General features: G+C 72.9%; 17 protein-coding genes. 8 read left to right on the forward strand and 9 right to left on the reverse strand.

What is annotated here, in order from left to right:
* Positions 1–102: 102 nt before the first annotated feature.
* The 3 genes from ABZT06_RS04970 to ABZT06_RS04980 all read right to left on the reverse strand — a co-directional run bounded on the left by ABZT06_RS04970 (position 103) and on the right by ABZT06_RS04980 (position 5,998).
* Entirely contained in the window at positions 103–789 is a 687-nt protein-coding gene (locus ABZT06_RS04970; protein WP_355734899.1) for a peptidyl-prolyl cis-trans isomerase, read from the reverse strand.
* Positions 786–5,003: an NEW3 domain-containing protein gene (locus ABZT06_RS04975; RefSeq protein ID WP_355734902.1), complete on the reverse strand. Its 4,218-nt coding sequence runs from the start codon at positions 5,001–5,003 to the stop codon at positions 786–788. The genes ABZT06_RS04970 and ABZT06_RS04975 overlap by 4 nt, the downstream gene beginning before the upstream one ends.
* A 110-nt stretch (positions 5,004–5,113) precedes the next feature.
* Positions 5,114–5,998 carry a MurR/RpiR family transcriptional regulator gene (locus ABZT06_RS04980; protein WP_355734905.1) on the reverse strand — a complete coding sequence of 295 codons (885 nt, stop codon included), beginning with the start codon at positions 5,996–5,998 and terminating at the stop codon, positions 5,114–5,116.
* Positions 5,999–6,117: 119 nt separating this feature from the next.
* Here ABZT06_RS04980 and ABZT06_RS04985 point away from each other — a divergent pair, with 119 nt between their 5' ends.
* Positions 6,118–6,882, forward strand: coding sequence for an SIS domain-containing protein (locus ABZT06_RS04985; protein ID WP_355734908.1), 765 nt, complete (start codon positions 6,118–6,120; stop codon positions 6,880–6,882).
* Between the two features lie 85 nt (positions 6,883–6,967).
* Here ABZT06_RS04985 and ABZT06_RS04990 read toward each other — a convergent pair whose 3' ends face one another.
* Positions 6,968–10,021, reverse strand: coding sequence for a beta-N-acetylglucosaminidase domain-containing protein (locus ABZT06_RS04990; RefSeq protein ID WP_355734911.1), 3,054 nt, complete (start codon positions 10,019–10,021; stop codon positions 6,968–6,970).
* A gap of 84 nt (positions 10,022–10,105) precedes the next feature.
* Positions 10,106–11,146: a lysylphosphatidylglycerol synthase transmembrane domain-containing protein gene (locus ABZT06_RS04995; protein ID WP_355734914.1), complete on the reverse strand. Its 1,041-nt coding sequence runs from the start codon at positions 11,144–11,146 to the stop codon at positions 10,106–10,108.
* 508 nt (positions 11,147–11,654) lie between these two features.
* On the opposite strand from ABZT06_RS04995, the gene ABZT06_RS05000 reads away from it, so the two are divergent.
* The 4 genes from ABZT06_RS05000 (at position 11,655) to ABZT06_RS05015 (ending at position 17,756) form a co-directional block, all read left to right on the forward strand.
* A complete protein-coding gene (locus ABZT06_RS05000; protein WP_355734917.1) occupies positions 11,655–14,909 on the forward strand; it encodes a BTAD domain-containing putative transcriptional regulator in 3,255 nt (1,084 codons plus the stop codon).
* Positions 14,910–15,043: 134 nt separating this feature from the next.
* Positions 15,044–15,709 carry a M15 family metallopeptidase gene (locus ABZT06_RS05005; RefSeq protein WP_355734920.1) on the forward strand — a complete coding sequence of 222 codons (666 nt, stop codon included), beginning with the start codon at positions 15,044–15,046 and terminating at the stop codon, positions 15,707–15,709.
* Between the two features lie 66 nt (positions 15,710–15,775).
* Positions 15,776–16,312, forward strand: coding sequence for an RNA polymerase sigma factor (locus ABZT06_RS05010; RefSeq protein ID WP_355734922.1), 537 nt, complete (start codon positions 15,776–15,778; stop codon positions 16,310–16,312).
* Positions 16,313–16,610: 298 nt separating this feature from the next.
* Positions 16,611–17,756, forward strand: coding sequence for a C40 family peptidase (locus ABZT06_RS05015; protein ID WP_355734925.1), 1,146 nt, complete (start codon positions 16,611–16,613; stop codon positions 17,754–17,756).
* A gap of 54 nt (positions 17,757–17,810) precedes the next feature.
* Here ABZT06_RS05015 and ABZT06_RS05020 read toward each other — a convergent pair whose 3' ends face one another.
* Positions 17,811–19,166 carry a hypothetical protein gene (locus tag ABZT06_RS05020; protein ID WP_355734928.1) on the reverse strand — a complete coding sequence of 452 codons (1,356 nt, stop codon included), beginning with the start codon at positions 19,164–19,166 and terminating at the stop codon, positions 17,811–17,813.
* Positions 19,167–19,280: 114 nt separating this feature from the next.
* On the opposite strand from ABZT06_RS05020, the gene ABZT06_RS05025 reads away from it, so the two are divergent.
* Entirely contained in the window at positions 19,281–20,510 is a 1,230-nt protein-coding gene (locus tag ABZT06_RS05025) for a molybdopterin-dependent oxidoreductase (RefSeq protein ID WP_355734931.1), read from the forward strand.
* Between the two features lie 292 nt (positions 20,511–20,802).
* Here the strand turns inward: ABZT06_RS05025 and ABZT06_RS05030 are convergent, their stop codons facing one another.
* The 3 genes from ABZT06_RS05030 to ABZT06_RS05040 are packed head-to-tail and all read right to left on the reverse strand — an operon-like array spanning position 20,803 to position 23,098.
* The gene (locus ABZT06_RS05030) at positions 20,803–21,792 is read right to left on the reverse strand and encodes a methyltransferase domain-containing protein (RefSeq protein ID WP_355734934.1); all 990 of its coding nucleotides are present in this window, start codon (positions 21,790–21,792) and stop codon (positions 20,803–20,805) included.
* Entirely contained in the window at positions 21,789–22,397 is a 609-nt protein-coding gene (locus ABZT06_RS05035; protein ID WP_355734937.1) for a DUF2064 domain-containing protein, read from the reverse strand. Before ABZT06_RS05035 ends, ABZT06_RS05030 begins: the two co-directional genes overlap by 4 nt.
* Positions 22,394–23,098 carry a glycosyltransferase family 2 protein gene (locus ABZT06_RS05040; RefSeq protein ID WP_355734940.1) on the reverse strand — a complete coding sequence of 235 codons (705 nt, stop codon included), beginning with the start codon at positions 23,096–23,098 and terminating at the stop codon, positions 22,394–22,396. The genes ABZT06_RS05035 and ABZT06_RS05040 overlap by 4 nt, the downstream gene beginning before the upstream one ends.
* A 103-nt stretch (positions 23,099–23,201) precedes the next feature.
* On the opposite strand from ABZT06_RS05040, the gene ABZT06_RS05045 reads away from it, so the two are divergent.
* Positions 23,202–23,915: a response regulator transcription factor gene (locus tag ABZT06_RS05045; RefSeq protein ID WP_355734943.1), complete on the forward strand. Its 714-nt coding sequence runs from the start codon at positions 23,202–23,204 to the stop codon at positions 23,913–23,915.
* 3 nt (positions 23,916–23,918) lie between these two features.
* Positions 23,919–25,031 (forward strand): HAMP domain-containing sensor histidine kinase, encoded by a 1,113-nt coding sequence (locus tag ABZT06_RS05050; protein WP_355734946.1) that lies wholly within the window; start codon positions 23,919–23,921, stop codon positions 25,029–25,031.
* Positions 25,032–25,054: the final 23 nt, after the last annotated feature.

Here is a 25,054-nt window from a genome sequence, read left to right on the forward strand (position 1 = left end):
GCTGGTTCAATGAACCAACTCCGACTCCGATTGATGAAAAGGTGGACCAGAATTCATCGGAGGTCAATGGTTTCCCGTGTTGCTTTTAGGTTCCGTAGGAGATCAGTGACGGTGTTCGTGGTCCGGGTGGGACGGGTCTGCGGGGTGTTCGTGCCCGTGGGAGTACACGACAGTGCCTCTCGCCTGGTCCAGCCAACCGAAGAACGCCCGGCGCCCGGCCGCCTTGCGGAGCTCGCGCGAGATGCCCTCGCGGACCGCGTCGTAGGGCAGCAGGTCCTCCGGGGCCGCCCCGTCGAAGGGGGTGACGCCTCGCCTCAGCGCGTCCGGGGTGAGGAAGCGGTCCTGGTTGCGGGCGTAGTAGTCCTGTACGGCGGTCTCCGGGACCGTCTGTTCGGACTCCAGGGCGGCGAGGAGGGCACGGGCGGCTTGGGAGTGGGCGAGGGCTGCGGCGACGATGCTGCCGAGGTCTGCGACGTCGGATTCGGCCAGGGTGAGAGGCTTGGCCGGGGAAACTTCGGGTGGGGGTTTCAGGCCTCGGGCCGCGCATGCCCTTCGGGCGAGCTCGTCGGTGACGATCACTTGTGTGGCCCAGCGGCGTCGTTGTCTCGCGACAGAGGGGGGTTCCGTCTGTCGTCTGGCGGGTGCGGGTTCGTTGTGGCTGGTCGCGCCCCGCGGCGGAGCCGCAAATTGATACAGCCCCGCGCCCCTGAGGGGCGCACTTCCCAGGAAGGAGTTCACCCGTTCTGTCGGGATCGGGTCGCCGGCCACCAGTGCCGCGTGTTCCGTCACTCCGTCACCTCCAGTACGACGGTTTTCGTGTACGCCACCTGGCCGTTCCACGCCGCTTTCGCCATCAGCCAGTACGAACCCGGTGGGATCGACGAACCGTCCACCTCGATCACGGACTCCCGCTGCTCACCGCCCGGCACCGTGAAGCCCTGGAGGCCCGGTGTCACGCCCGGCCACGTGCCCCAGGACGACACCGCCCACAGCTGCCCGCCGACCGGGCCCAGCGTGGTGTTGCGCAGGCTCACCGGAACCTGAGCCCGCTCACCGCGACGCACGGTGACCCGGTCGGCGTTCAGCTCGCACGTCAGTCCCGGACCGGCCGGGGGGGAGCCCGGCACGTCGAGGCCGACGACGTCCTCGTAGGTCTGGCCGCCGTACGTCAGCCGGGCCGTGAGCCAGTGGCGGCCGGGCTCGGCGTCCGGTGGCGGGGTCACCGTGACCTCGGCCAGCGAGAAGCCGCCGGGGCCCAGCGCGTACGGCAGTTCGGCGGGCTCGGTCGACCAGCCGGGCGGTACGTCGAAGACGACCGTGCCGTTCGTCGAGGTGTCCGTGAGCTCCGAACCGATCCGGACCGTCGCGGTGACGGGGCCGGTCGCCGTGAGGGCGGTGGGGGAGACGTAGACGGACACCGGCATGTTGCCGCGCGGGGCCGGTCCGGAGTTGTGCAGCCAGTAGCGGGTGTGGACGGGCTGGGCCGGTTCGTGGGCGGCGATGCCGGGGTCCGTCGTCGGCTCGGGTGCCTGTGGGGGCGTGGCCAGGACGGTGGCCACCTCGAAGCCGGTGAGCCCGGCCTCCAGCGCTCCCTTGTTGTCCGGCGTCAGGGACTCGCCGGGCCTTTCCAGTACGTCCGCCCGGGCGCCCTCGGTCCAGGCGACCGGCCCGCGCACCCGGGCCCGCACCGGCCGTCCGTTGACCTCGTGCACGCGGACCACGACCCCGCGTCCCGGATCCGCCGGTGCCACACTGCCCCGGGCCAGCGGGGAGCCGAGCGGCTTGAGGGCGTCGAGGAGCACCTCGCGGGCCGGTTCCACCTCCAGGAGGGACAGCTTGCGGGGCAGGAGCGCGGACTCGCTGCCGCCGCGCACCCTGGCCGTGAGCGGATGGTTGAACTCATGGCCCCGCGCGGGCAGTTGCAGGTCCCGCCAGTCGCCCTCGCCCGCGACGACCGCGTACTCGAAGGTGTGCGACCAGCGCTGGAGCTGGAAGCCCGAGCCGTCGGGGGTCGTGCGGCGGGGCGGGTCGACCCAGATGCCGGACGGCCAGCCGGTGCAGGAGCGCATCAGGGACATGTAGAGGTCGCCCGAGGTGGTGACCACACAGCCGGGCGTGCCCCGGTTCAGGACGGCGAAGCCGCGTCCGTCCCAGGCGTCACCGGGCGGAAGTGCCTCGCCGCCGCCCGCCGCCGTGGCCGTGACGGTGAAGTCCGCCAGATCGGCGATCAGCGTGTCGACGGCCTTCGCGTCCCCCGAAGGATCGGCGCCGGCGATCACCAGCAACGGCAGCCGCTCCAGGTCGCGCAGGTCGGCGCCGGGCACCCACTCCTCGCGCAGCGAGGCCCGTGGCGCGACCCACACGGACGCCACACCCTGTGCGGCGATCTGGCGGCGCAGCTCGCGGTCGGCGGCCGGGTCCATGGCGAGCGCCTCGGCGACCAGGGAGTTGCGCGCGGGGCCGCCGACGGCGATCCGGAGGTCGGGAAGGTTGGAGTCGACTTCGAGGTCGCCGTAGCGGGGGCCACCGGCGATGGTCGAGGTCGCGGTGACGCCCGCGCGGACCAGGGCCGCCGCGAGCGGGGCGCCCAGCTCACCCGCCTCGTCCCAGTCGGCGTACACCAACTCGGCCACACCGACGGCCCGTCGGCCCAGCAGCGCGCCGGAGTCGTCCCGCAGCGCCACCCGGGCCGTGGACCCCAGGGCGAACCAGGTGTTGGCCGGGTTGTCCAGCGTCCACGGGAACCGCTCGCTGTCCACCTCCACGAATCCGAAGCCCCGCCCGATCACCGCGTCGGCGACCTCGTGCACGGGCAGCCCGCCCCGCACGTCGGAGGGCCAGCGGACCCGGATGAGGCGGTCCTCGCCGTCGTAGCCGTCGATCGTCGTGGAGACGTCGAGCCGGTCGACGCCGGTCCAGAGGGTGAGCTTCTGCGTGTATCTGAACAGCCCGAGATCGGCGCGGACGGTGATCCGGGACCCGGCCGGGGAGTGCTCGACGTCGATGTCGGCGGGCACCTCCCCGCTGCGGGCGGCCGTCGTGCCGGTCGGGGTGAGGTGCCAGGGGCCCTCGCCGAAGCGCGGGTGCCTCGGGAACTCCTCCTGGACGACGAGCTCGTTGCCGATGTCCCCGGCGGGCAGGAGTTCCCGGCCGCCCTCGGTCACGGCCCGCAGACTGCTCACGGCGCCCCCGCGCCCGGGGTCGACCGTCACCTCGTAGAACTCGTTGCGGATGGACGTGCCCTCGGCGGGGGTCCACTCGGGGAGCGAACCGGCCGCCAGGGGCAGCGCCTTGAGGCCCATGCCGGGGACCTGCGGGACGACGACCCGCAGGGTGCCGTCCTCCTCGCGTACGGCGGGCAGCGGCTGGAAGTCGTCGCCGACCGGTACCAGGCCCGGGTCGTCGACGGTCAGGACGTCCTGTCGTTCCCAGGTGACGGAGTTGAAGACCACCAGGTCCGGGCCGGTGCCCGGCTCGACCCGGTCGGCCAGCGCCTTCGTCGCGTCGGCGTGCACGGTCTCGGCCAGATCGGCCAACTCCCGCCAGCCGGTGAGGAGATCGATGTACACCTGGTCCGACTCCGAGCCGGTGATGGCGTCGTGGTGGGCGCCGTAGACCAGCTGCCGCCACGCCTTGTCGAGGGCCGCGTCCGGGTAGGGGTGGCCGGTGACGAGGGAGGCGAGCGTCGCCCAGGCCTCCGCGTCGGCGAGCAGGGTCTCGCCGTACCGCTGGGCCTGCTTGGTGTCGATGTAGGAGACGTCCTTGCCGGTGTAGACCGGGTTCATGTCCCGGGTCTGCGGCGAGGCCCTGCGGCCTTCGGCGTCCAGCTCCGCGCGCACGGCGGCGAAGAAGTCCCGCGGGATACCGGAGACGAAGCGCGGCCAGACGTAACGGGAGTTCCAGTCCCGGTGGATGTCCATCACCCAGCGGCACGGCGGCGCGTAGTCCCCGCCGACCGGGAGCAGCACGTTGCGGGTGAGGGCGACCTTCTTGAGCCCCTGGAACAGCTTGTACGCCTCCGCCTCCGCCTCGGGCAGCGTCGGCGCGTTGTCGATCCGCCAGCCGACGCCGTAGTGGTTGACCATGTACGCGGTGAGGATTCCGCGCCCCGATGGGGCGATCCAGTCGAACTCGGCCGGGAACTGCATCCGCCGCGGATCCCGCGGCTCCTCGCCGAACACGGAGAGGGTGGGGCCCCACTGGTGGAAGGGTCCGCGCGCCCAGGAGCTGGAGGTCACGCCGGCGTCTGCCATCAGCCCGGGGAACTGCGGGTCGTGCCCGAAGGCGTCCAGCTGCCAGGCGGTCTGCGGGGACGCCCCGAGGATCGCGCGCTGGTACCCGTCGCCGTACAGGGCGTTGCGTACGGTCGCCTCGGCGCCGGTGAGGTTGGTGTTCGGCTCGTTGTAGGTGCCGCCCATGATCTCGACGCGGCCGGTGCGGATCAGCTCGCGCAGGAAGCCGCGCTCCTCGGGGAAGGCGTTCCAGTACGGCTTGAGGTAGTCGACCTCGGCGAGCACGAAGGTGTACGCCGGGTCGCGCCGGGCCAGGTCGGAGTGGGCCCGGACCAGGCTCATCCCGGACTGGCCGCGCGAGTCGAAGGTGCGGGCGGGCAGGCCGGTACCGGCCGGGTCGTCGGCGACGTCCCAGGTCTCGGTGTAGGCGCCCTGGGTGTTCCACCAGACCGGGTCGTAGTGGAAGTGGCTGACCATGAACATGGTCCAGCCGGGCTCGGCGACCGTGAACTCGCCGGTGCCGTCGGCGGTTTCGTCCCCGTCGGTCGCGGTGACCGTGATCGGTCCGCCGGCGCCGGTCACGGGTATCTCGGCGCGTACGGTGCCGTCCTCGCCGACGGTGACGACGGTCTCCCCGATGCCGCCGCGTCCCCCGACCGTCACGCGGACCGAGCGGCCCGGGACGTGCTCGATCCCGGCCGCCACCACCTGGAGCGGTCGCTCGGGTGTACCGACGAACAGCTCGGTCGACTCAACAGAGGTGACACGCATGGGGCTCCTACGAGATGACTCGGGGGAGCCCCATCCTGGCATCGAGAGGATGATTCAAACAACCATCTTCGCGTGATCTCGGTGGTTCATCCATGCACGATCGGACACGGTCACCGCGTGCGGCGCGACTTCACCGCATGCTGCGGGGTGATGTGGTCGGTGAGGGCGAGGGAGGAGCTGGCCCGCTGGTAGGCGACCTGGCCGACCCGGACGTACAGGCAGTCGACGATCATCAGGACGGAGTGCCGGCCGCCGATGCTGCCGGTGCGGAAACTGGTCTCCGAGGTGGCGGAGATCAGCCGGATGTCGGCGGCCTTGGCCAGCGGGGAGCGCGCGTCGGTGGTGATGGCGATGGTGGTCGCGCCCCGCTCCTTGGCCATCTCGAAGGGTTCGAGCGTCTCGCGGGTGGCGCCCGAGTGGGAGATGCCGATGGCCACGTCGGCCGGGGTGAGCAGGGCCGCGGAGGTGGCCGCGCCGTGCACCTCGGTCCAGCCCCGCACCTGGCAGCCGATACGGAACAGTCGGGTCTCGGTCTCCTGCGCGACCGCGCCGCTGCCGCCGACGCCGTACACGTCGATACGGCGGGCCTTGGCCAGCGCCTGGGCCGCGCGCTCCAGGGCGTCGAGGTCGATGCGCTCGATGGTCTGCTGGATCGCGCGCAGATCCGCGCTGCCGACCACCTGGACCACCCGCTCCAGACTGTCGTCCGGGGAGATGTCGGGACCGATCTCGGCCGAGCCCCAGTCGGAGACCTCGCCGCGACCGCGCTCCTGGGCCAGCTCGATCAGCAGATGCTGGTAGGAGTCGAGCCCGATGGCCCGGCAGAACCGGGTCACCGTGGCCTGCGAGGTTCCGGTGCGGCGGCCCAGCTCGGCGGCGGAGCAGTGGGTGACGGCGGCCGGATCCTCCAGGATCAGCTCGCCGACCTTCCGCAGGGAACCGGCCAGCCGGGGCAGCTCGGTGCGGATCAGTGTGGTGACGTCGGTCGGAGGCATGGAAAGAAGGTATCAGCCACCCTTAGTGCCGCTGATTGAATACCAGGACCGCGATGCGGTTTATTGATTCACCGATGGGTGGTTGAATGGTGGTTCAATCCATCAGTGGGGAGTGTCGTGTGTCCGTCGAGTCAGTCAGCGCCCAGCGCTTCGCCGAAGAGAGCCTGGACGTCCTCCGTCACGTCACCGAGTCCGCCCGCGAGGACGTGCGCCGCGCCGCCGAACTGATCGCCGACTGCATCCGCGCCGACGGTGTGATCCAGGCCTTCGGTACCGGCCACTCCCAGGCCATGGTCCTGGAGGTCGCGGGCCGCGCGGGCGGGCTCGTGCCCACGAACCGGCTCCAGATGTCCGACCTGGTCCTCTACGGCGGTGACGCGCCGAGCGTGCTCGACGACCCGCTGCTGGAGCGCGAGCCGGGGGTGGCGGTCCGTCTGTACGACCTCGCCGCCCCCCAGGCCCAGGACCTCTTCGTGATCATCTCCAACTCCGGTGTCAACAACGTCATCGTGGAGATGGCCCTGCACGCGAAGTCGCGGGGACACAAGATCCTCGCGATCACCTCCCTCACGCACACGGGGGCGGTGCCCGCGGGGCACGAGAGCGGGAAGAAGCTCGTGGACCTGGCGGATGTGGTGCTGGACAACGCGGCGCCGGTCGGGGACGCGTTGGTGTCGTTGCCGGGGGGTGGGGCGGTGGGGGCGCTGTCCACGCTGACCGGGGTGATGCTGGTGCAGATGGTGGTGGCCGAGGCTTCCGGGTTGTTGCTTGCTGCGGGGGAGCGGCCGCCGGTCTATGTGTCGGCCAACGTGCCTGGTGGTTTTGAGGGCAACTTGGAGTTGGAGAAGCGGTACGCGGGGCGGGTTCGGCGTACCGCCACGTAGGGGTTTCTGGGGTATCGCGGGGAGCTGCGGGCCGGTGGGGGCTGGTCGCGCAGTTCCCCGCGCCCCTATGTGTGGTGCTCTGCCGTCACTCCACAGGTACTGGTGTCAGGGCGACCGCCAGGGGATACGCGCCCGTCGTCAGTGGTGACTCGGTGGCGTTCGTTGCCGTGTCCACGGGGATGAGAGCGTTGCCGTCCGCCGTGGTGACGTAGGCCGTGCTGCCGTTCCAGTCGAGGGTCACGTCGAAGGCGGACCTGCCGACCTTCACCGGGGTGCCCGGGGCGCCCGTCACCGTGTCCACCGGGGTGATGGTGTCGCCGTTGCTGGGGCTCACCCACAGGGTGCGGCCGTCCGGTGAGAGACCGAGGCCGTACGCCTGGCCAGTGACCAGGAGGGTCGCGTCGGGCTCGTTGGTCGCCGTGTCGATCGGAGTCACCGTCGAGCCGCCCGAGTTGGAGACGTACACCGTCTTTCCGTCAGGTGCGGCCACGACGTTGAACGGGCTCGGGCCGACCCGGATCGCCGTACCGGCCTTGCCTGTGGTGAGGTCGACGGGGCTGACCGTGTTGTCGTGGATGTTCGCCACGTACAGGGTTCTGCCGTCAGGGGTGATGGCCAGGTTCTCGGGGCCGGCGCCGACCGGGATCGGTGTGCCCGGCTTCAGGGTGCCCGTGTCGATCGACTGCACTGTGCCGTCCGTGTAGTTGGCGACCCAGAGGGTTCCGCAGTCCGGGGTGAGCGCGAGACCGGCGGGGACCTTGCCGACGGCGACGGTCGCCGTGACCTTGCCGCTCGCCACGTCGATCACACTGACCGAGTTCGAGCCCTGGCCGGCCGTGTACGCCGTACGGCCGTCCGCGCTCACCACGACCTCACCGGGGTTGGCGCCGACGGCGATGTTCGTCGTCGTGCCGGAGCTCAGGTCGATCGAACTCACCGACGCACCACTGAAGTTCGCGGTCAGAGCCCGGGGCATGCCGGTGCCGTCGGTGACCTGGACGGGGAGGGCGCGGTCGAGAACGCCGGTTCCTTCGGCCACGATCGAGTGCACGCCCTCGGTCCCGCCCGTGACGGTGACGGTGACGGTGACGGTGACCGAGGCCGGGGTGGTCGCCGTGCCCTCGGAGGGGGTGGCGGTGACGCCCTCGGGCACGTCGAGCTTCCAACGGACCGTTCCGGTCTGCGTGTCGGACAGCTTCAGGGTGACCGTGGCGGAGGCTCCGGGCTTCAGCGAGATCGCCCTGGGTGAGAAGGAGGCGTCCACGCCGGGGTCGGGGGCGTTCTCCAGCGTCGTCGTGTAGAGGAACTGGTCCATGACGCCGGGCGAGACCTGCTGAGGGACGGCGTCCAACTCCTTGCGGTCCTGCTTGAGCTGGTTCCAGTACGTCGAGACCGCCTCCGCGTCACCGGCCTTGTGGGCCAGCAGCAGTCTTACGGCCGTCTCGCCCGCGCTGCCGTAGCGTCCCAGCTTGTCGAGCCAGGCGGAGGTCTCGTCCAGGAACCCGGGGTTGTCGAGGTTCGCGCGCAGCTCGGTGGGCGTGGCCGCCATGTCGGCGAAGTAGTCCGAGAGCGCCCCCGCGGCCTGATCGAGCCCGCGGTCCTGCTCGTAGGCCGCGCGGAAGGCGGCGATCAGCTTCGTGAGGGTCGGGGACTCGGTGGAGTCCAGCTGGGACGAGTAGTTGTTCTCGGCGAAGATCCGCAGCCACTTGGCCGACCCGGGTCCGGCGAGGTCCCGGACCGAGGCGAGGAACGCCCTGCGCGGGTCGTAGGCGTTCGGGTTCCACAGATAGGCGGCCGAGGTGAACAGGGCGATCCGGCTCGCCTCGCCCTGGACCATCGGGTTGGCGGTCACGCCCGTGGCCGCGCTCGCCACGCCCGGTTCGCGGCCCGTGTAGGGGCCGAGGAGGAGGCGGCTGGTGACGTAGTCGTTGACCGGGTAGTTGTCCCAGACCAGGATCGGGTGGCCGTAGACCTCGCGTGCCTGTTTCAGCTGGTCGGTGGTGAGGGTGGGCGCGATGACGCCGACGCCGGTCCACTCCACGACCACGGACGGGTCCAGCTGCTCCCTGAGGGCCTTCTTGTACGGGGAGTCGGCGAGGTCGGAGTACTCGGTGGGGACCATCTCCAGGGGCTGAAGTCCGGTGTGTGCGGCGGAGAACCGCTTCCAGACGGTGTTCAGCAGATGGGCCTGCGCGGCCCCGGCCGCAGCGCCGCCCGTGCCGAACTCCCGCTCGTCCTCGGGGCAGTTCCACTTCGCGTAGCTGATGTCGTCCAGCGGGATCGCGAAGGAGCGGACGCCGATGGCGTACAGCGAGTCGAACTTGGCGGTGAGCGCCTTGACGTCGGCGTCGGAGGAGTAGCAGACGGACAGGCCGGGGGAGAGGGCGTAGGTGAAGCGGACGTGGTCGGCGTCCGCCCGGTCGACCAGTTCCTTCAGCTGAGCCAGCGCCGCCGCCGGGTACTCGTCACGCCAGCGTGCGCGCAGGTAGTCGTCGTCCTTGGGGGAGTAGACGTAGACGTTCTGCTTCGTACGGCCGTAGAAGTCGAGCTGGGCGAGCCGCTCAGCGTGCGTCCAGGGCGTGCCGTAGAAGCCCTCGATGACTCCGCGGAGGGCGGCGGTGGGCCAGTCGCGGACTTTCACCACGGGCAACTCACGCCTGCCGTCGAGGAGTTGGCGCAGGGTCTGGGCGGCGTAGAAGGTGCCGGTGGTGTCGACGGCGGAGAGGGCCAGCAGGGCCCGGCCGTGGCTGCGGCCGGCGGCCAGGACGTAGCCGCCGGAGGCGAGGCCGGACGGGGAGGCGGCGCCCAGGCGGGTGAGGGCCCGGGCGGTGGCGCTGTTCTCACCGGGGCCGCCGAGGTAGACGGTCAGGCCCGAGAGGGGCGGCCGGTCACCGGCGTCGACCTTCGTGACGTGGCCGGCTCCGGCCGCCCGGAGAGCCGCCTCGACGACCCTTCGGGCGGACGGATCGGTGCCGGGTCCGACGACCTCGACGACCCGGTCGGGGACGGGGAGCCGACCGGGTCCGACGGTGATCTTCTGAGGCGTCGGCCATACCTCCGGCACGGACTGCCGGGGCGCGGCCGAGGCGGGGGCCGCGGGGGCCGCGAGGCCGAGCGCCAGCAGCAGGGCGGCGGCCATACATCTGAGATTGATGAATGAATCCACCTGAGGATGCTAGAAGTGTTGAATGCATCATTCAATGGGGCGGAGGTCGCCGGGTGTTCACAGAAATTTCCGGTGCACGAGGGCCGACATGCACAGCACCCCGGGCAACAGGGGCAGCCACACCGTCAGGACGCGGTAGCCGATGAGGGTCGCCGTGCCGAGGCTCACCGGGACGCCGTAGACGGCGAGGGTGAAGACCATGGCCGCGTCGACCGGGCCGATGCCGCCGGGCGCGGGCACCGACCCGACCGCGCTGCTCGCGGCGAGGTACGCGAACGCGACCTGCGCCCAGGACAGCGTCACCCCGAGCGAGGCGCCGACCGCGTGGATCACGCTCGCCTGGAGCAGTGGCGCGGCGGCCGCGCCGCCCCACAGGGCGAGGATCCGGCTGGGCATCGTGTGCAGACGGCGGGCGTCGGTCAGGGCGGTGCGCACGAACGTGACCGCCGGGCGGCGCAGCGGGCGGACGAGGGTCAGCAGCAGGAGCGTGGCGCCGAGTCCGAGCCCCGCGGCCACCAGGGGCAGGAACAGCATGCGGCGGTCCGGGACGAGATCACCGAGCCGCAGCAGACCGGGCAGCGCGATGAGGAAGCCGATCAGGACGAGCGTCTTGGCGATCGGCCTGACCAGCGCGTACAGGGCGAGCGAGGCGGTGGCGCGGGCCAGCGGGATGCCCTGCCCCTGGAGGAAGCGCAGGGTGACGGCGTGGGCGCCGAGGCTCGCTGGCAGCACGTGGTTGGCGGCACCGGCGGCGAACTGCGAGGCCACCAGGAGCCCCGGCGGCAGCCGCTCGGGCAGCGCGCCCTGCCGTACGACGGAGGCGGAGATCCAGCCCAGGCAGGTGTACAAGAGCCCGACGAGCAGCCAGCCGGGGTCGGCCGAGGTCAGCCGCGCGGCGCCGTCGTACAGGGCACGCCAGTCCAGCACCGCCCATATGCCGATGAACACGAGGGGGAGCGCGGTGAGCAGGCGGCGGGTGAGACGGGTCAGCGAGCGGCGGGAACCGGCGGGAACGGGATTCGAGGCGCAGGCCGGGAGCGGGGCCGGGGCGGGGGCGGGGAGCGGCCCCGGGGGACCTTCGAGCGGAAGCAGGGACACGGCGCACGTCGTCCTTTCGCGTCATGCCCCGTGCGGGACACGGGGCATGACGGAGGCAAGGCGATGCAGAGGGGACGAGGGAAACGTTCCCGCTCGGTGTGACGTTCAAATGTCCGGCAGTCGAAGGAGCGCGGGCGGGTGGGCGAGGACGGGGTGGGGCGCCGGTGGGAAGCAGGTCCGCCCCGAGTCCGTAAGACCCGTGACGCACAGACGTTTCCCGCCCGTGCGAAAAATTCCGCGGAACCCTCATACGGGCGCCCCCGGCCGGCCGTCCCTCAGGTGAGGGGCATCTCTGCGCACCGTCGAAATCCAGTCAACCGCCGTTCTGGGAGAAGCCGGGAGGCAGGCTCCTCCACGCCGGGTGCCAGGCCCTTGCGAGCGGTCGTCCCAGGGCTGCCGCCTGGCCGGATCCGGCCAGGTCCGCACCGGTCCCGTCGTCCGCGGACACCGCCCGTCGATATCGTCGAACACGCATCCGTGGGGCGGGCGGTACGGCGATCGGGGAACGATGCTCCAGGTACGTCTTCTCGGTCCGGTGGAGGTGTGGGAGGGGAACCGGCGGGCCCCGCTCGGCGGGGTCAGACCCCTGGCGGTCCTGTCCGCACTCGTCGTCCACCTGGGCGAGGTGCTCTCCACGGAACGGCTCGTGGACTGTGTCTGGGACGAGCAGGCGCCCGCCACCGCCAGCGCCCTCGTCGCCACCCACGTCTCCGCGGTACGCCGCGCCCTGGCCCGCGTCGGCGAGGCGGAGGTGATCCGCACCCGCCCGCCGGGATACGTCGCCGATCTCGACGCCTCCCAGGTCGACGCCCGCCGCTTCGAGGAACTGCTCGGCTCCGGCCGGGCCGAGGCCGCCCGGGGACGCGCGGAAGAGGCCGCCGAGCTGCTGTCCGAGGCGCTGGGGCTGTGGCGGGGGCAGGACGCCCTCGAAGGGCTCAACCAGTCGTTCGCCCGGATCGAGGCGGCCCGGCTGACCGAACTGCGGCTGGTCGCCCAGGAGGAGTCCTTCGGGCTCCAGCTGGAGCTCGGCCGCGCGGACCGCACGATCGCGCCCCTGCTCGCACACGTCGCCGCCCACCCCCTCAGGGAACGGCCGCGCGGCCAGCTGATGACCGCCCTGTTCCGCACCGGACGGGTCTCCGACGCCCTGCGCACCTACCAGGAGGGCCGGGAGGTCCTGCGCGAGGAACTGGGCATCGACGCCGGCCCGGAACTGCGGGCCCTGCACAAGGCCGTCCTCACCGACGACCCCGTGCTGCTGGGCACCGGCTCCCGCCCCCGCCCCCGCGACCCCGCACCGCCGGACCCCGGCCCGCGCCCCCCTGCCGGGCAAGCCGCCGCTGCGAGGGACCGGCAGCGGACCACGGGCCCTGCCGCGGCGGCGGGCACCGGGCCGGGCGCGCCGGTCCCGAGCCCCGCCCCCTCCCACCTCCCCCCGGACATAGCCGACTTCGTCGGCCGGTCGGACCAGGTCGACTGGGCCGTCTCGCTGCTGGGCCGGGTCGACGACCCCGGCCGCACCGCCCCGCCGATCGGGGTGATCTCCGGCCGCTCCGGAACGGGCAAGACCGCGCTCGCCGTCCACGTCGGCCACCGCACCGCCGAACTCTTCCCCGACGGCCGCCTGTTCGTGGACCTGCGGGCCGCCGACACCGCCCCGCTGCAACCCGCCGACGCCCTCGCCCGGCTGCTGCGGGCCATGGGCGCCGAACCGGCGACGCTGCCGAGCTCCGTCGAGGAACTGACAGGTCTGTACCGCACGTACACGGGGCACCGCCGCATTCTGCTGATCCTCGACAACGCCGCCGGCGAGGCACATGTGCGGCCGCTGCTGCCGCCCGGTCCCGGCTCCGCGGTGCTCGTCACGAGCCGGCGCCGTCTCGTGGCCCTGGAGGGTGCGGCCCACCTCGATCTGACCGTCCCGGACGAGGAGGAGGCACTGGAACTCCTCAGACGGGTCGCCGGAGCGGACCGGGTCCGCGCGGAGCCGGAACAGACCGCCGAGATCGTCTCCCTGTGCGGCCGGCTGCCGCTCGCGGTGCGCATCGCCGGAGCCCGGCTCGCGGCCCGGCCCCACTGGGTGCCCGGCCGGCTCGCCGCCCGCCTGCGGGACGAGCGGCTGCGGCTCAACGAACTACGCGCAGGCGACCTGGAGTTGCGCACCAGCCTGGAACTCGGCTACGCCGACCTAGATCCGCAGGAGCGGCGGGCCCTGCGCCGGCTGGCCCTGCTCGACCTGCCCGACTTCGCGGCCTGGATCGCCGCGCCCCTGCTGGACATCGGCACGGAAGAGGCCGAGGAGGCCGTCGAGCGGCTGGTGGACTGCCACTTCATCGATGTGATCGGCGTGGACGGCACGGGCCGTGGCCGGTACCGCATCCACGACCTGGCCCGGGAACACGCCCGCGAGCGCTGCCTGTCGGAGGAGAGCGCCGAGGAACGGGCGGCCTCCGTGGGGCGGTTGGTGGGGTGCTGGCTGGGGCTGGCCGCGAAGGCCGCGGCGCGGGGCCCCGGCGGCACGGCACGGTACTTCCCCGAACCGGCCGCCGTACGGCCCCTGGACCCGCTCGATCCGCAGGCGGAGGAGGAGCTGCTCAGGCGGCCCAACGCCTGGTTCGCCGCCGAACAGGCCAATCTGCTGGCGGCGGTGGAGTACTGCGCCGACCACGGCATGGACCGCGCCGCCCGGGACCTCGCCGGCGCGCTGATCGCGAGCTCGGTCGCGCTGTACAACCAGTTCGACGCCTGGTCCCGCTCCCACACCGCGGCCATGGCGGCGGTGCGGCGCAGCGGAGACGGCGAGGGCGAGGCGTGGCTGCTCACCGGACTCGGGCAACTGCGCTACGAACAGGACGAGTTCGAGGAGTCCTACGCCTACTTCCGGGACGCCCTGCGGCTGTTCGAGGCCCATGACGACGTACCGCAGGGAAAGGCCCAGGCCCTCCTCGGCATGGCCACGGCCCGGCGCGAACAGGCCTGCTACGCCGAGGCGGCGGAGCTGCTCGGCGCGGCACTGGAGCATTACGGGCGGCTCGACGACCGCGGTGCACGGGCCCGGGCGCTCTACGGCCTCGGCTACGTGTACCGGGAACAGGGCGACGACCCAGCCGCCCGCGAGGCCTTCGCGCAGGCCCTGGAGCTGTACCGGGCGGAGGACGACCGGCACGGCGAGGCGCTGGTGCTGCGCGCGGTGGCCCTGTGCCACCGGGCGGAGGGGGAGTACGCGGACGCCGAGCGGCTGCTGCGGGACGTGCTGCGGGTCTTCGCCGACCTCCACGACACCTTCGGCATGATGTACACGGAGCAGTCCCTGGCCAAGGTGGAGCTGCGGCGGGGCCTCCTGGACGTGTCGCGCGAACGGCTCGGGCGGTGTCTGGAACTGGCCCGGGAGCGCCAGGACCGGTTCGGCGAGGCACTGGTGCTGCGGACACTCGGCGAGTGGCATCTGGCCGCCGGTGACGCCGGAAGCGCACGCGACCCGCTGGAGCGGGCCCTGTCGCTCTGGGAGGCGTTGCGGCTTCCGCTGTGGCGGGCGCGGACGCTGTGGGACCTGGCGCGGGTGTGGGAGACCACCGGGGAGCCGGGCGCGGCCGCGGGGGCCCGTGCCGAGGCGATGCGCGTCTTCCGGGAGTCGGGGGCGCGGGAGGCGCGCGACCGGGAGTCGGGGGAAGCACGGCAGGACCGGGAGGCGCGGGAGGACCGGGAGGCGCGCGACCGGGAGTCGGGGGAGGCGCGGGAGGACCAGCAGGACCGGGACCGGTAGCCGGGGGAGGACCGGGAGGCGCAGGACCGGCGTAGACGGGAGACGTGGGTGCCGCGAGGCCCTGCAGAACCCCTGGGCCGGCGCTTGCAGGCGATCTGCAGAGCATTTGCAGAGGACCCCGAGACGCTCTTCCCGTGACAGACATCATCACGCTCGCGGACCCCAGGGTTGCCGCGGTGACGCACGACGAGTGCGGCGAACCGCTCGTCGACCTGCGGGAGGACGGGCAGTTGCTCGTCGACTCCCGGCAGGCCGACGACGCGGGGAGCTACGCCCATCTGAGGGCCGGCGCGCTGCAGCGGCTCGTGCGGGCGCAGCGGCTGCTGCCCCCGGGGATCCGGTTGCTGGTGGTGGAGGGGTACCGGCCGCCCGACCTCCAGCGCCGGTACTTCGAGCAGTACGCGGCGACCATGCGGCAGGCGCACCCGGACGCGCTTCCCGAGCGGATCCGCGAGCTGGCGAGCGCGTACATCTCGCCGCCGGAGGTCGCCCCGCACGTCAGCGGCGGCGCGGTCGACCTGACCCTGTGCGACCACGCGGGCCGTGAACTGCCGCTCGGCACGGAGGTCAACGCCACCCCGGAGGAGAGTGCGGGCGCCTGCCGCACCGACGCCCCCGGCATCGGAGCCGAGGCACGTGAGCACCGGGCCCTGCTGGGCCATGTGCTCACCGCGACCGGGTTCGTCAACTACCCGACCGAGTGGTGGCACTGGTCGTACGGCGACCGGTACTGGGCCCTGCTGCGCCGCGTACCGGCCGCCCGCTACGGCCCCGCCGCCCCGCCCCGCCCTCCGGCCTGACCACCGCAGGGAACACCGGGGATCACTCAGGGATCACCACAGGGATGCACCACAAGGGGGAAACAGATGCACCACAGCCATGCCACCTGTCCACCACCACCGCGCGAGACCGACAACCGGATGAGCCCGGGGGACTTCGACGCGTCCTTCACGGCCGACATGCCACGCCTGCGAAAGCGGCTGCTGGCCCTGACGGGCAATCCGCACGACGCCGACGACCTGCTCCAGGAGACCTATCTGCGGCTCTCCCGGCGGGCCCGCTCCCAGAGCCTGACACGGCAGCAGCACCCGTACGCCTACACCTGCGCCGTCGCCCTCAACCTGCTGCGCGACTCCTGGCAGCACCCCTCCCGTCGCGAGCGCACCACGGACCAGCTGCCGGAAGCCGGCTGGGACGGCGGACTCGCCTCCTACGAGGCCTCGGCGACGGCGCTCGCGCTGCTCGGCATGCTCTCCGAGAAGGAGGCCGCCGCGGTGATCCTCGTGGACCTGGAGGGACTCACCCACGACACGGCCGGGGAGCGACTCGGCGCCCACCGCGGCACGGTCCAGCGCAACCGCCTGCGCGGCCTCGCCAAGATGCGCGCCGCCCTCCACCACTAGGGCCTGTCCGGCGGATCATGCCGGCGTCGCGGGGCTGGGCACGCCCGTCTGCCGCGTTGTCGTCACTCGCCGACGCTCCGCGTCGACTCCCTCCTCCGCCTTGCAGCCAGACGCACCCAGCCCCGCTCACCTGCACCGAGCAGCACCGTTTCTTGCAGCCGGCCTGATCCGCCGGACAGACCCTGGCCCGGGTGGCACACCTCCACGGGGGTGGGGTGTGCCACCCGGGTTTCCCACCGCGTCTCCCACCGGCGTCGCCGGCCTCCCGCCGACGCCACCTCGACGAAGGAAGAGTCCCTTGCAGACCATCAGCACGCGCCGTCGGACCAGCGGCGCGATCCTGGGCGCCTCGGCGCTGGCGCTCACCGCGTTCTTCTCCGCCCCGGCCCACGCCGCCCCGGCGGCCGCGGACGCCACCTGCGGTGTCCTCGCACCCGGCGCCTCGGCCACCGCGCAGGCCGCCGTCGACGCGGCCTGTTCGCAGGTCGGCGTCTGGTACAGCTGGGGCGGCGGCCACGCGGCCACACCCGGCGCCAGCTACGGCTTCTACGACGGCTCCGACCCGGACAGCCTCCACGACGGCGAGCGCAAAGGCTTCGACTGCTCGGGCCTGGTGCGGTACGCCTACTACCGGGCGACCGGCAAGGACCTGCTCAACGGCACGGCCAACGACCAGTTCAACAGCTCGCAGGCCGCCGCCCGGTTCTCCGCCGGGCAGGGCACCGCCCCGCTGCTGCCGGGCGACCTGATGTTCTGGGGCAACGGCCACATCCACCATGTCGCCATCTACCTGGGCGGCGGACAGATGGTCGAGGCCTACGAGTCCGGCACCCACATCAGGGTCACAGCCGTGCGCACCGGCGGCGACTACGCGGGCGCGATCCGCGTCAACGGCTCCGGCACCCCCGTCCCGCCGCCCGCGAACGGCGGCACGGTCTTCGAGACCTGGGGCACCGGCGTGCGTACCCACCGGTCGCCGAGCGTGGGTTCCGCCGTCGTCGACACCTTCGCCGGACCGACCCAGGTGTCCGTCCAGTGCCAGCAGCACGCGGAGACCGTGACCGCCGAGGGGTACACCAACGACGCCTGGGCCAAGCTCGACGACGGCTCATGGGTCACCAACATCTACATCAAGGGCCCGGCCTGGCTGCCCGGCATCCCGGACTGCGGCGGCAGCAGCACCCCGCCGCCGTCCGGCGGCAGCAAGGCGTTCCAGACCTGGGGCACCGGGGTGCGCACCCACAGCGAGCCGAACGTCAACGCCGGCGTGGTCGACTACTTCGCCCAGCCGACCACGGTCAACGTGGTCTGCCAGAAGCACGCCCAGGAGGTCACGGCCGACGGCTACACCAACGACGCCTGGTCGAAGCTGACCGACGGCTCGTGGCTGACCAACATCTACATCAAGGGCCCGGCCTGGCTGGACGGCGTCGCCACCTGCTGACCCCACCCCCCACCTGTTCGGGCCGGCCGTGCACGGCCGGCCCGAACAGGGCCGTCACCACCCGGTGAGCAACAGGTGGTTGAGGAGCAGCGCCAGGACGGCCTGGCCCACGAGCCATGCACGCGGGCGCGTCAGAAAGGCGCACGTGGGCAGCAGCCACACAGCGAACGGCAGCCAGATCCGCTCGGTCTCCGCCTTGCTCATCCCGGACAGGTCGGCGAGGAGAAGGGCGAGGAGAGCGCTGATCACCAGCAGACAGAGCCGGAGATCGCCACGGTCCGGCCACTGGCTCCAGGGGCGCGGGGAACTGCGCGACCAGCCCCCACCGTGCAGCAGCCGAACGACAGCCCGCCGCACCCCCGCCACCGTCGCAGGCCCCACGATCAGCACCGTGCACGCGAGGTTCGCCCACACCCAGTACCCGTACGGCCGCACCCCGCCCGCTCCCTGGTGGTACCGCGTCACCAGGAGCCGGTACCCCTCCCACCAAGCGAACCCCGACACGGTGAACAGCACCGGCACGACCACGAAACCGGCCAGGGCGAACACCAGGGGCCGGCGCGAGGAACCCAGCAGCAGCACCGCCCCCGCCACGACGACCATGAGCGTCAGGCCGTACGACAGATACACGGTCAGCCCGAACAGCAGCCCCGAACCGAAGCCGTACAGCACCGGCCGTATCCCGCGCACCGCCAGGGCGAGCAGGGCCACCGCCCACGCGGCCACCGCCGCGAAGTACCCGTCGGCCGACGTGCCCACCCAGACCGCGGCCGGGGCCAGGACCAGGAAGGGCGCGGCGCGGCGGGCGAGCGACTCGTCGGCGAGGGTCCGTACGGTGACCAGGACCGCGACCGCCGCGGTCGTGCCGACGGTGACGCACCAGGTCCCCGCCCAGCCCCCGCCGCCGAGCCCGATCCGGTCGAGCAGGACGAAGGTGAGGGTCGCTCCCGGCGGATGCCCGGCGACATGGGCGCCCCAGTTGTCCGGCGCCTCGATCAGGATGTGCCGGGTGAAGTCCCGCAGGGCGGCCGGGATGTCGTGGAAGCGACCGACGGCCGGAAGGTACTCGTTCCTGGTGGTCAACTGCCCGGCGACGCCCCGCTGCCAGCCGTCCACGAGGGCCAGGGACCACGTCCAGGCCAGCCCCGCGCCCCAGACGGCGAGCAGCAGCGGGCGCCAGGACAGACGGGCGGCGAGCGAGGGGCCGTACGCCACCAGGACGGCCGCGACGACCACCGCGGCCGGGGTGCCGGGACCGACATGCGGGCTCCAACTCGCCAGCAGAGGCGGCCAGTCGACGCGCAAGGAGCCGTTCCGGTGCTGGATCGCCCGGCCGACCAGTACGGCGGCCAGCACGAGGATCGCGGCGCACACGGCCGCGTACAGGTCACGAAGGAGGTCCCGGTTCACGCGGACGACGCTAGGCCGCACACTCACCTCCGGACGGCTGACATGCGACGACGTCAGACTTTCGTCATGGTTCGCGGACCCGTTTCCGGGGTCCCGCGGACCTACCGTCGGGGCATGGCACGGTCTCCCTTCGCCCCCTCCTTCTGGCGCAGCCCGCTGCGCGGCCCCTGGCTCACCTCGGTCCTCGGTGTCGTGCTCCTCGGCGGCATCACGCTGCTGTTCGTGACGGGGCTGCTGTCGTACGCCGCCTACAACCCGGACCTGTCGCCGGTGAACGACAAGACCCCCGACAAGGGGATCCTCGGCTTCTACCTCTTCTCCTGGCCGACCGACCCGCACTGGCTGTACAGGCTGACCCAGGGTGTCCACGTCACCCTCGGCATCACCCTGATCCCCGTCCTGCTGGCCAAGCTGTGGTCGGTGGTCCCGAAGCTGTTCACGCTGCCGCCCGCGCGCTCGCTCGCGCACGCCCTGGAGCGGCTCTCGCTGCTGCTGCTGGTCGGCGGGGCCCTGTTCGAGTTCGTGACCGGGGTGCTCAACGTCCAGCTGGACTACGTCTTCCCGGGCTCCTTCTACCCGCTGCACTTCTACGGGGCGTGGGTGTTCTTCACCGCGTTCGTCGCCCACGCCGTGCTGAAGACGCCGCTCGCGCTCCGCAACCTGCGTCAACTCCGCGAGGAGAAATCCGAGTTGGTGTCACCGAACCCTCTCGCCGAGCCGACCGTGTCGCGGCGCGGGGCGCTCTGGTTCGTCGGCGGTGCCTCGCTGCTGCTGTTCGTCACCACGGCCGGGCGGAGCTTCGACGGCGTCCTGCGCCGGACCGCCCTCCTCGCCCCGCACGGCGGCGCCGAGCCGGCATCCGGCCCTGCCGGCTTCCAGATCAACAAGACCGCCGCGTACGCGGGGATCGACCCGGCGGAGACGGGTGAGGAGGCGTGGCGGCTGGTCGTCACCGGGCGCGACGGCCGTACCGTGCGCCTCGCTCGCGCCCAGCTCCTCCAACTCCCGTTGCACAGCTCGGCGTTGCCCATCGCCTGTGTGGAGGGCTGGTCGACCTCCGACCAGTGGTGGCGCGGGGTGCGGCTGCGGGACCTCGCGGCGCTCGTCGGGTACGAGGACGATCCGCCGGACCTCTTCGTGGAGTCGCTGCAACGGCACGGCGCCTTCCGGCGGGCCGCCCTGCGCGCCAACCAGGTCGCCGACCCGCGGTCCCTGCTGGCCCTGTCCGTGAACGGCGAGGACCTGACCCCCGACCACGGCCACCCGGCCCGGATCATCGTGCCCGCGGCGCCCGGTGTGCTCAACACCAAGTGGGTGGCGCGGCTGACGTTCGGAGACCTGTGATGCGGATCCCTCTCGGCAGTCCTCTCCAACTCCTGCTGCTCGTCTGCTCGTTCGCCCTCGCCGGATATGCGGGGGTGCGGCTGCTGGCAGGGGACCTCTTCGGGGTCGCGCTGTGGTTCGTGGGGGCGGCCGTCCTGCACGACCTGGTGCTGCTGCCGCTGTACGCGGCGGCGGACCGGGCACTGGTGAGGACGGCGGGGCGGCACGTCCTGTACGTCCGGGTCCCCGCCGCCCTCTCCCTGCTGCTCCTGCTCGTGTGGTTCCCGCTGATCAGAGGACAGGTCGCGGACCGCTACGCCTCGGCGACCGGCCTGTCCCCGGACGGGTTCCTGGCCCGCTGGCTGCTGGTGACGGCCGCGCTCTTCGGCGGCTCGGCGGTCGTCCTCGTCGTACGGCGGCGCAGGGCGACGAAGGAACGGCCGCCCGCCGTCCACTGATCCACGGGCGCCCAGCCGGTGCGGTCCGCGTGCCGCAGCAGGGCGGGGGTGCCGAGCCGGGCCCACGGGAACGGGCTGCCGACGGCGCCCCGGGCGTCGGTGACATGCACCTGGACGCGCTCGTCGAGGTCCGGACCGGTGACTGTCTCGGCGATCAACAGGCCTCCTGGCGTCAGGAGTTGGGCCGTCCGGTCGAGCAGGGCCGGTGGGTCGCCGCCGATGCCGACGTTGCCGTCGATCAGCAGCGCGGTGCCCCAACGGCCCTCCCCGGGCAGGGACTCGAAGACGGACCGGCGCAGAGCCTGCCCGCCGAGCGCGACGGTCCGCGCGACCGCCGCCTCGCTCACGTCGATGCCGAGCACCCGCCGGCCACGGGCCCCGAGCGCGGCGACGAGCCGCCCCGGACCGCAGCCGACGTCCAGTACCGCACCCTCGCAGCGCCGCAACACCTCCAGGTCCGCCGCGTCCGCGGCGGCGCACCAGCGCTCCAGTTCGAGCGGGAGCAGCCATCCGTCGGAGCGACGCAGGAAGAGCGGCCCCCGGCCGGCGCGGAGAGCCCGGGCATAGGGGTCGGCGGACCAGGTGCCGTCGTCGCGGGTGCCGTCCGTCGCCTGCGGCCCGAGGACCGCGTCACTGTTTCCGGTGGTCGAGCCGGGTTCTCGGGGCGTCGGGCCGGTGTCCCGCCGCTGGTGCCCGATCCCGTCCGTCCCCGGCCGCCGGCTGTCGGCACCGCCGCGTGCGGGAGGTTCGCCCGCCTCGGGCCCGGCCCCCGTCTCGCCGTCCCGCCGCCCGGGTGCCGTGTCCGTCGTGGGCCGTGTCGCGACGCCGGCCCGCGGCCCCCTCACCGCACCACCCCCGCCAGCCGTGCCAGTCGCGCCGCGAACCGTCCGTCCGGTGCCGCCCGCGCGACCAGTTCCGCGTCGGACGCCGTGTCCACGTCCCGCAGCGGCGGCAGTTCCCGTACCCGCAGTCCGGTCAGCCGGGCGCGCTGGGCCGCACCGGTGTGGGGCGTCGACATGGGGACCCCGCGCAGCCGGGACGGGTCCGGTGCCGCCAGACCCAGCGCCCAGAAGCCGCCGTCCTCGGCGGGCCCGAAGTACGCGTCGCAGTCGGCGAAGTCCACCGTGAGCAGCTCCGGAGTCACCTGGGGCGTGTCCATGCCGATGAGCAGGGCCGGGCCGTCGCAGCCCGCGAAGGCCGCGGCCAGCCGTTCGTCGAGGCCGCCCGCGCACTGCCGTACGACCTCGAAACCGGGCGGCAGCCAGGGGCCCGGCGCGCCCTCCAGGACCAGGACGCGGCGCCGGGCCGGGGTGCGGGCCACGACGTCGAGGGTGTCCGCGAGGGACGCCTCGGCCAGCGCGGCCGCCTCCTCGGGAGTGAAAGGCGGGGTGAGCCGGGTCTTCACCCGCCCCGGCCTCGGCTCCTTGGCGATGACGAGCAGCGTGGTCACGCGCGCACCTCCGCCTCGTTCAGGACGTTGCTCATGTCCCGCACCGCCTGCCAGGTGCCCCGCCAGGTGCCCGTCACCTTCGATGCGCCGGTGCGCGGGTGGTACGGCACGTCGTGCTCGGCGATCCGCCAGCCCGCGTCGGCCGCCCGCACCACCATCTGCAGGGGATAGCCGCTGCGCCGGTCCGTCAGCCCGAGGGCGAGCAGCGGCTCGCGCCGGGCGGCGCGCAGCGGCCCCAGGTCGCGCAGCCGCAGACCGGTGCGGCGGCGCAGCAGCCGGGCGAGCGCGAGGTTGCCCGCCCGGGCGTGCGGGGGCCAGGCGCCCCGGGCCTGCGGGCGGCGCCGGCCGAGCACGAGGTCCGCCTCGCCGGCCAGCACCTCGGCCACGAAGGGCACCAGGTCCGAGGGGTCCAGCGAGGCGTCGCAGTCGCAGAAGCACACGATGTCGGCCGTGGCCGCGGTCAGCCCCGCGTGGCAGGCGGCGCCGAAACCGCGCCGCTCCTCGCGGACCACGGTCGCGCCAAGGGCGTGGGCGATGCGGGCGGAGCCGTCCGTGGAGCCGTTGTCGACGACGAGCGCGCGCCAGCCGGGCGGGATGCGTTCCAGCACCCACGGCAGGGCCCCGGCCTCGTCCAGACAGGGCAGCACGACGTCCACGGACGCCGCCGGTTCGTTCACTGAAGGGGTCGTCACGGCTTTCACCCTACGAACGCGAACCGGGCAAACCGGACTCCGGCTCCTTACGAAACAAGGACGTCGGCGACCGTCGGCGGCACATTCGGGCGCGCGGTGCGAGGCTGGCGGCATGGAGCAGCAGCAGTACGCACAGACCCGGCCCCGGGTCCTCGTCGTCGACGACGACCCCACCGTCGCCGAGGTGGTCTCCGGCTACCTGGACCGGGCCGGATACCTCGTGGACCGGGCCGCCGACGGCCCCGACGCGCTCGCCCGCGCCGCCGCGCACCGCCCGGACCTCGTCGTCCTCGACCTGATGCTGCCCGGCATGGACGGCCTGGAGGTGTGCCGCCGGATGCGGGGGCGTGGGCCCGTCCCGGTCATCATGCTCACCGCCCGCGGCGACGAGGACGACCGCATCCTGGGCCTGGAGGTCGGCGCCGACGACTACGTCACCAAGCCCTTCAGCCCGCGCGAACTGGTCCTGCGCGTCGAGTCCGTGCTGCGCCGCTCCCGGCCCGCCCAGCAGGACGGCCACCTGGGCGCCGCAGGTCTCTCGCTGGACCCGGCGGCCCGCCGCGCCCTCAAGGACGGCACCGAACTCGCCCTCACCATCCGGGAGTTCGACCTCCTCGCCTTCTTCCTGCGCCATCCAGGGCGGGTCTTCAGCCGCGAGGACCTGATGCGCGAGGTGTGGGGCTGGGACTTTGGCGACCTGTCGACCGTCACCGTCCATGTGCGCCGGCTCAGGGGCAAGGTCGAGGACGACCCGGCCAGGCCCCGCCTCATCCAGACCGTGTGGGGCGTCGGCTACCGCTTCGACGGCTCACCGACGGAGGTGTGACCCGTGCGCGACACCCTCCTCATCGCCCTCTACGCCTTCCTCGGGGCCGTCGCCGCCGGACTTCTCGGCGCATGGGTGCTGCTGCTGATCCGACGGCGCTCGCTCTCCCTGCACCTCACCGTGGTCGCCGCCGTCGGCGTCACCGCGATGCTGGCCGGCACCCTCGCGGTCGCCCAGGCCATGTTCCTGTCCGGGCACGACCTGCGGGTCGTCACGACCGTCGTCCTGATGGCCGCCGTGGTCTCCCTGGCCACCGCCCTGCTGCTCGGCCGCTGGGTCAGCGCCCGCAGCCGGGCCCTCGCACTCGCCGCCCGCTCCTTCGGCGACGGCGGCGACTTCACCTCGCCCGGCGGCCCCACGACCGCCGAACTCAACGACCTCAGCCGGGAGTTGGAGGCCACCAGCGCCAAACTCGCCGAGTCCAGGGAGCGCGAGCGCGCCCTGGAGTCCTCCCGGCGTGAACTCGTCGCCTGGATCTCCCACGACCTGCGCACCCCGCTCGCCGGCCTGCGTGCGATGTCCGAGGCCCTGGAGGACGGCGTCGCCGCCGACCCCGACCGCTACCTGAGGCAGATCCGCACCGAGGTCGAACGCCTCAACGACATGGTCGGTGACCTCTTCGAGCTCTCCCGCATCCACGCCGGGGCGCTGGCGCTGAGCCCGAGCCGGATCTCCCTGTACGACCTCGTCTCGGACGCGCTCGCGGGCGCCGACCCACTGGCCCGCGAGCACGGCGTACGGCTGGTCGGCGACCGCGTGGCGGCCGTACCGGTGGAGGTGGACGGCAAGGAGATGAGCCGCGTGCTGGGCAACCTCCTCGTCAACGCCATCCGCCGCACCCCCGCCGACGGCACGGTCGCGGTGGCCGCCGAGCATCGTGCCGAGGGTGTCGTCGTGTCCGTCACGGACGGCTGCGGAGGCATCCCCGAGGAGGACCTGCCCCGTGTCTTCGACACCGGCTGGCGCGGCACGCACGCGCGAACTCCCCCTGCCGGGGCGGGACTCGGCCTCGCGATCGTCCGGGGCATCGTGGAGGCCCACGAGGGCCGGGCCACCGTACGCAACGTACCGGGCGGCTGCCGCTTCGAGGTGATACTGCCGACGGCGGCCTCCTGAACAGGCCGCCCGCGAAAAAGAGG

Source organism: Streptomyces sp. NPDC005483 (assembly GCF_040606035.1).
Lineage (GTDB): Bacteria > Actinomycetota > Actinomycetes > Streptomycetales > Streptomycetaceae > Streptomyces.

Excerpts from the sequence above, each read along its gene's own strand:
- ABZT06_RS04975 (WP_355734902.1), bottom strand. The coding sequence starts at position 5,003 with ATGCGTGTCACCTCTGTTGAGTCGACCGAGCTGTTCGTCGGTACACCC.
- ABZT06_RS04980 (WP_355734905.1), bottom strand. The coding sequence starts at position 5,998 with ATGCCTCCGACCGACGTCACCACACTGATCCGCACCGAGCTGCCCCGG.
- ABZT06_RS04990 (WP_355734911.1), bottom strand. The coding sequence starts at position 10,021 with ATGGCCGCCGCCCTGCTGCTGGCGCTCGGCCTCGCGGCCCCCGCGGCC.
- ABZT06_RS05000 (WP_355734917.1), top strand. The coding sequence starts at position 11,655 with ATGCTCCAGGTACGTCTTCTCGGTCCGGTGGAGGTGTGGGAGGGGAAC.
- ABZT06_RS05010 (WP_355734922.1), top strand. The coding sequence starts at position 15,776 with ATGCACCACAGCCATGCCACCTGTCCACCACCACCGCGCGAGACCGAC.
- ABZT06_RS05025 (WP_355734931.1), top strand. The coding sequence starts at position 19,281 with ATGGCACGGTCTCCCTTCGCCCCCTCCTTCTGGCGCAGCCCGCTGCGC.
- ABZT06_RS05045 (WP_355734943.1), top strand. The coding sequence starts at position 23,202 with ATGGAGCAGCAGCAGTACGCACAGACCCGGCCCCGGGTCCTCGTCGTC.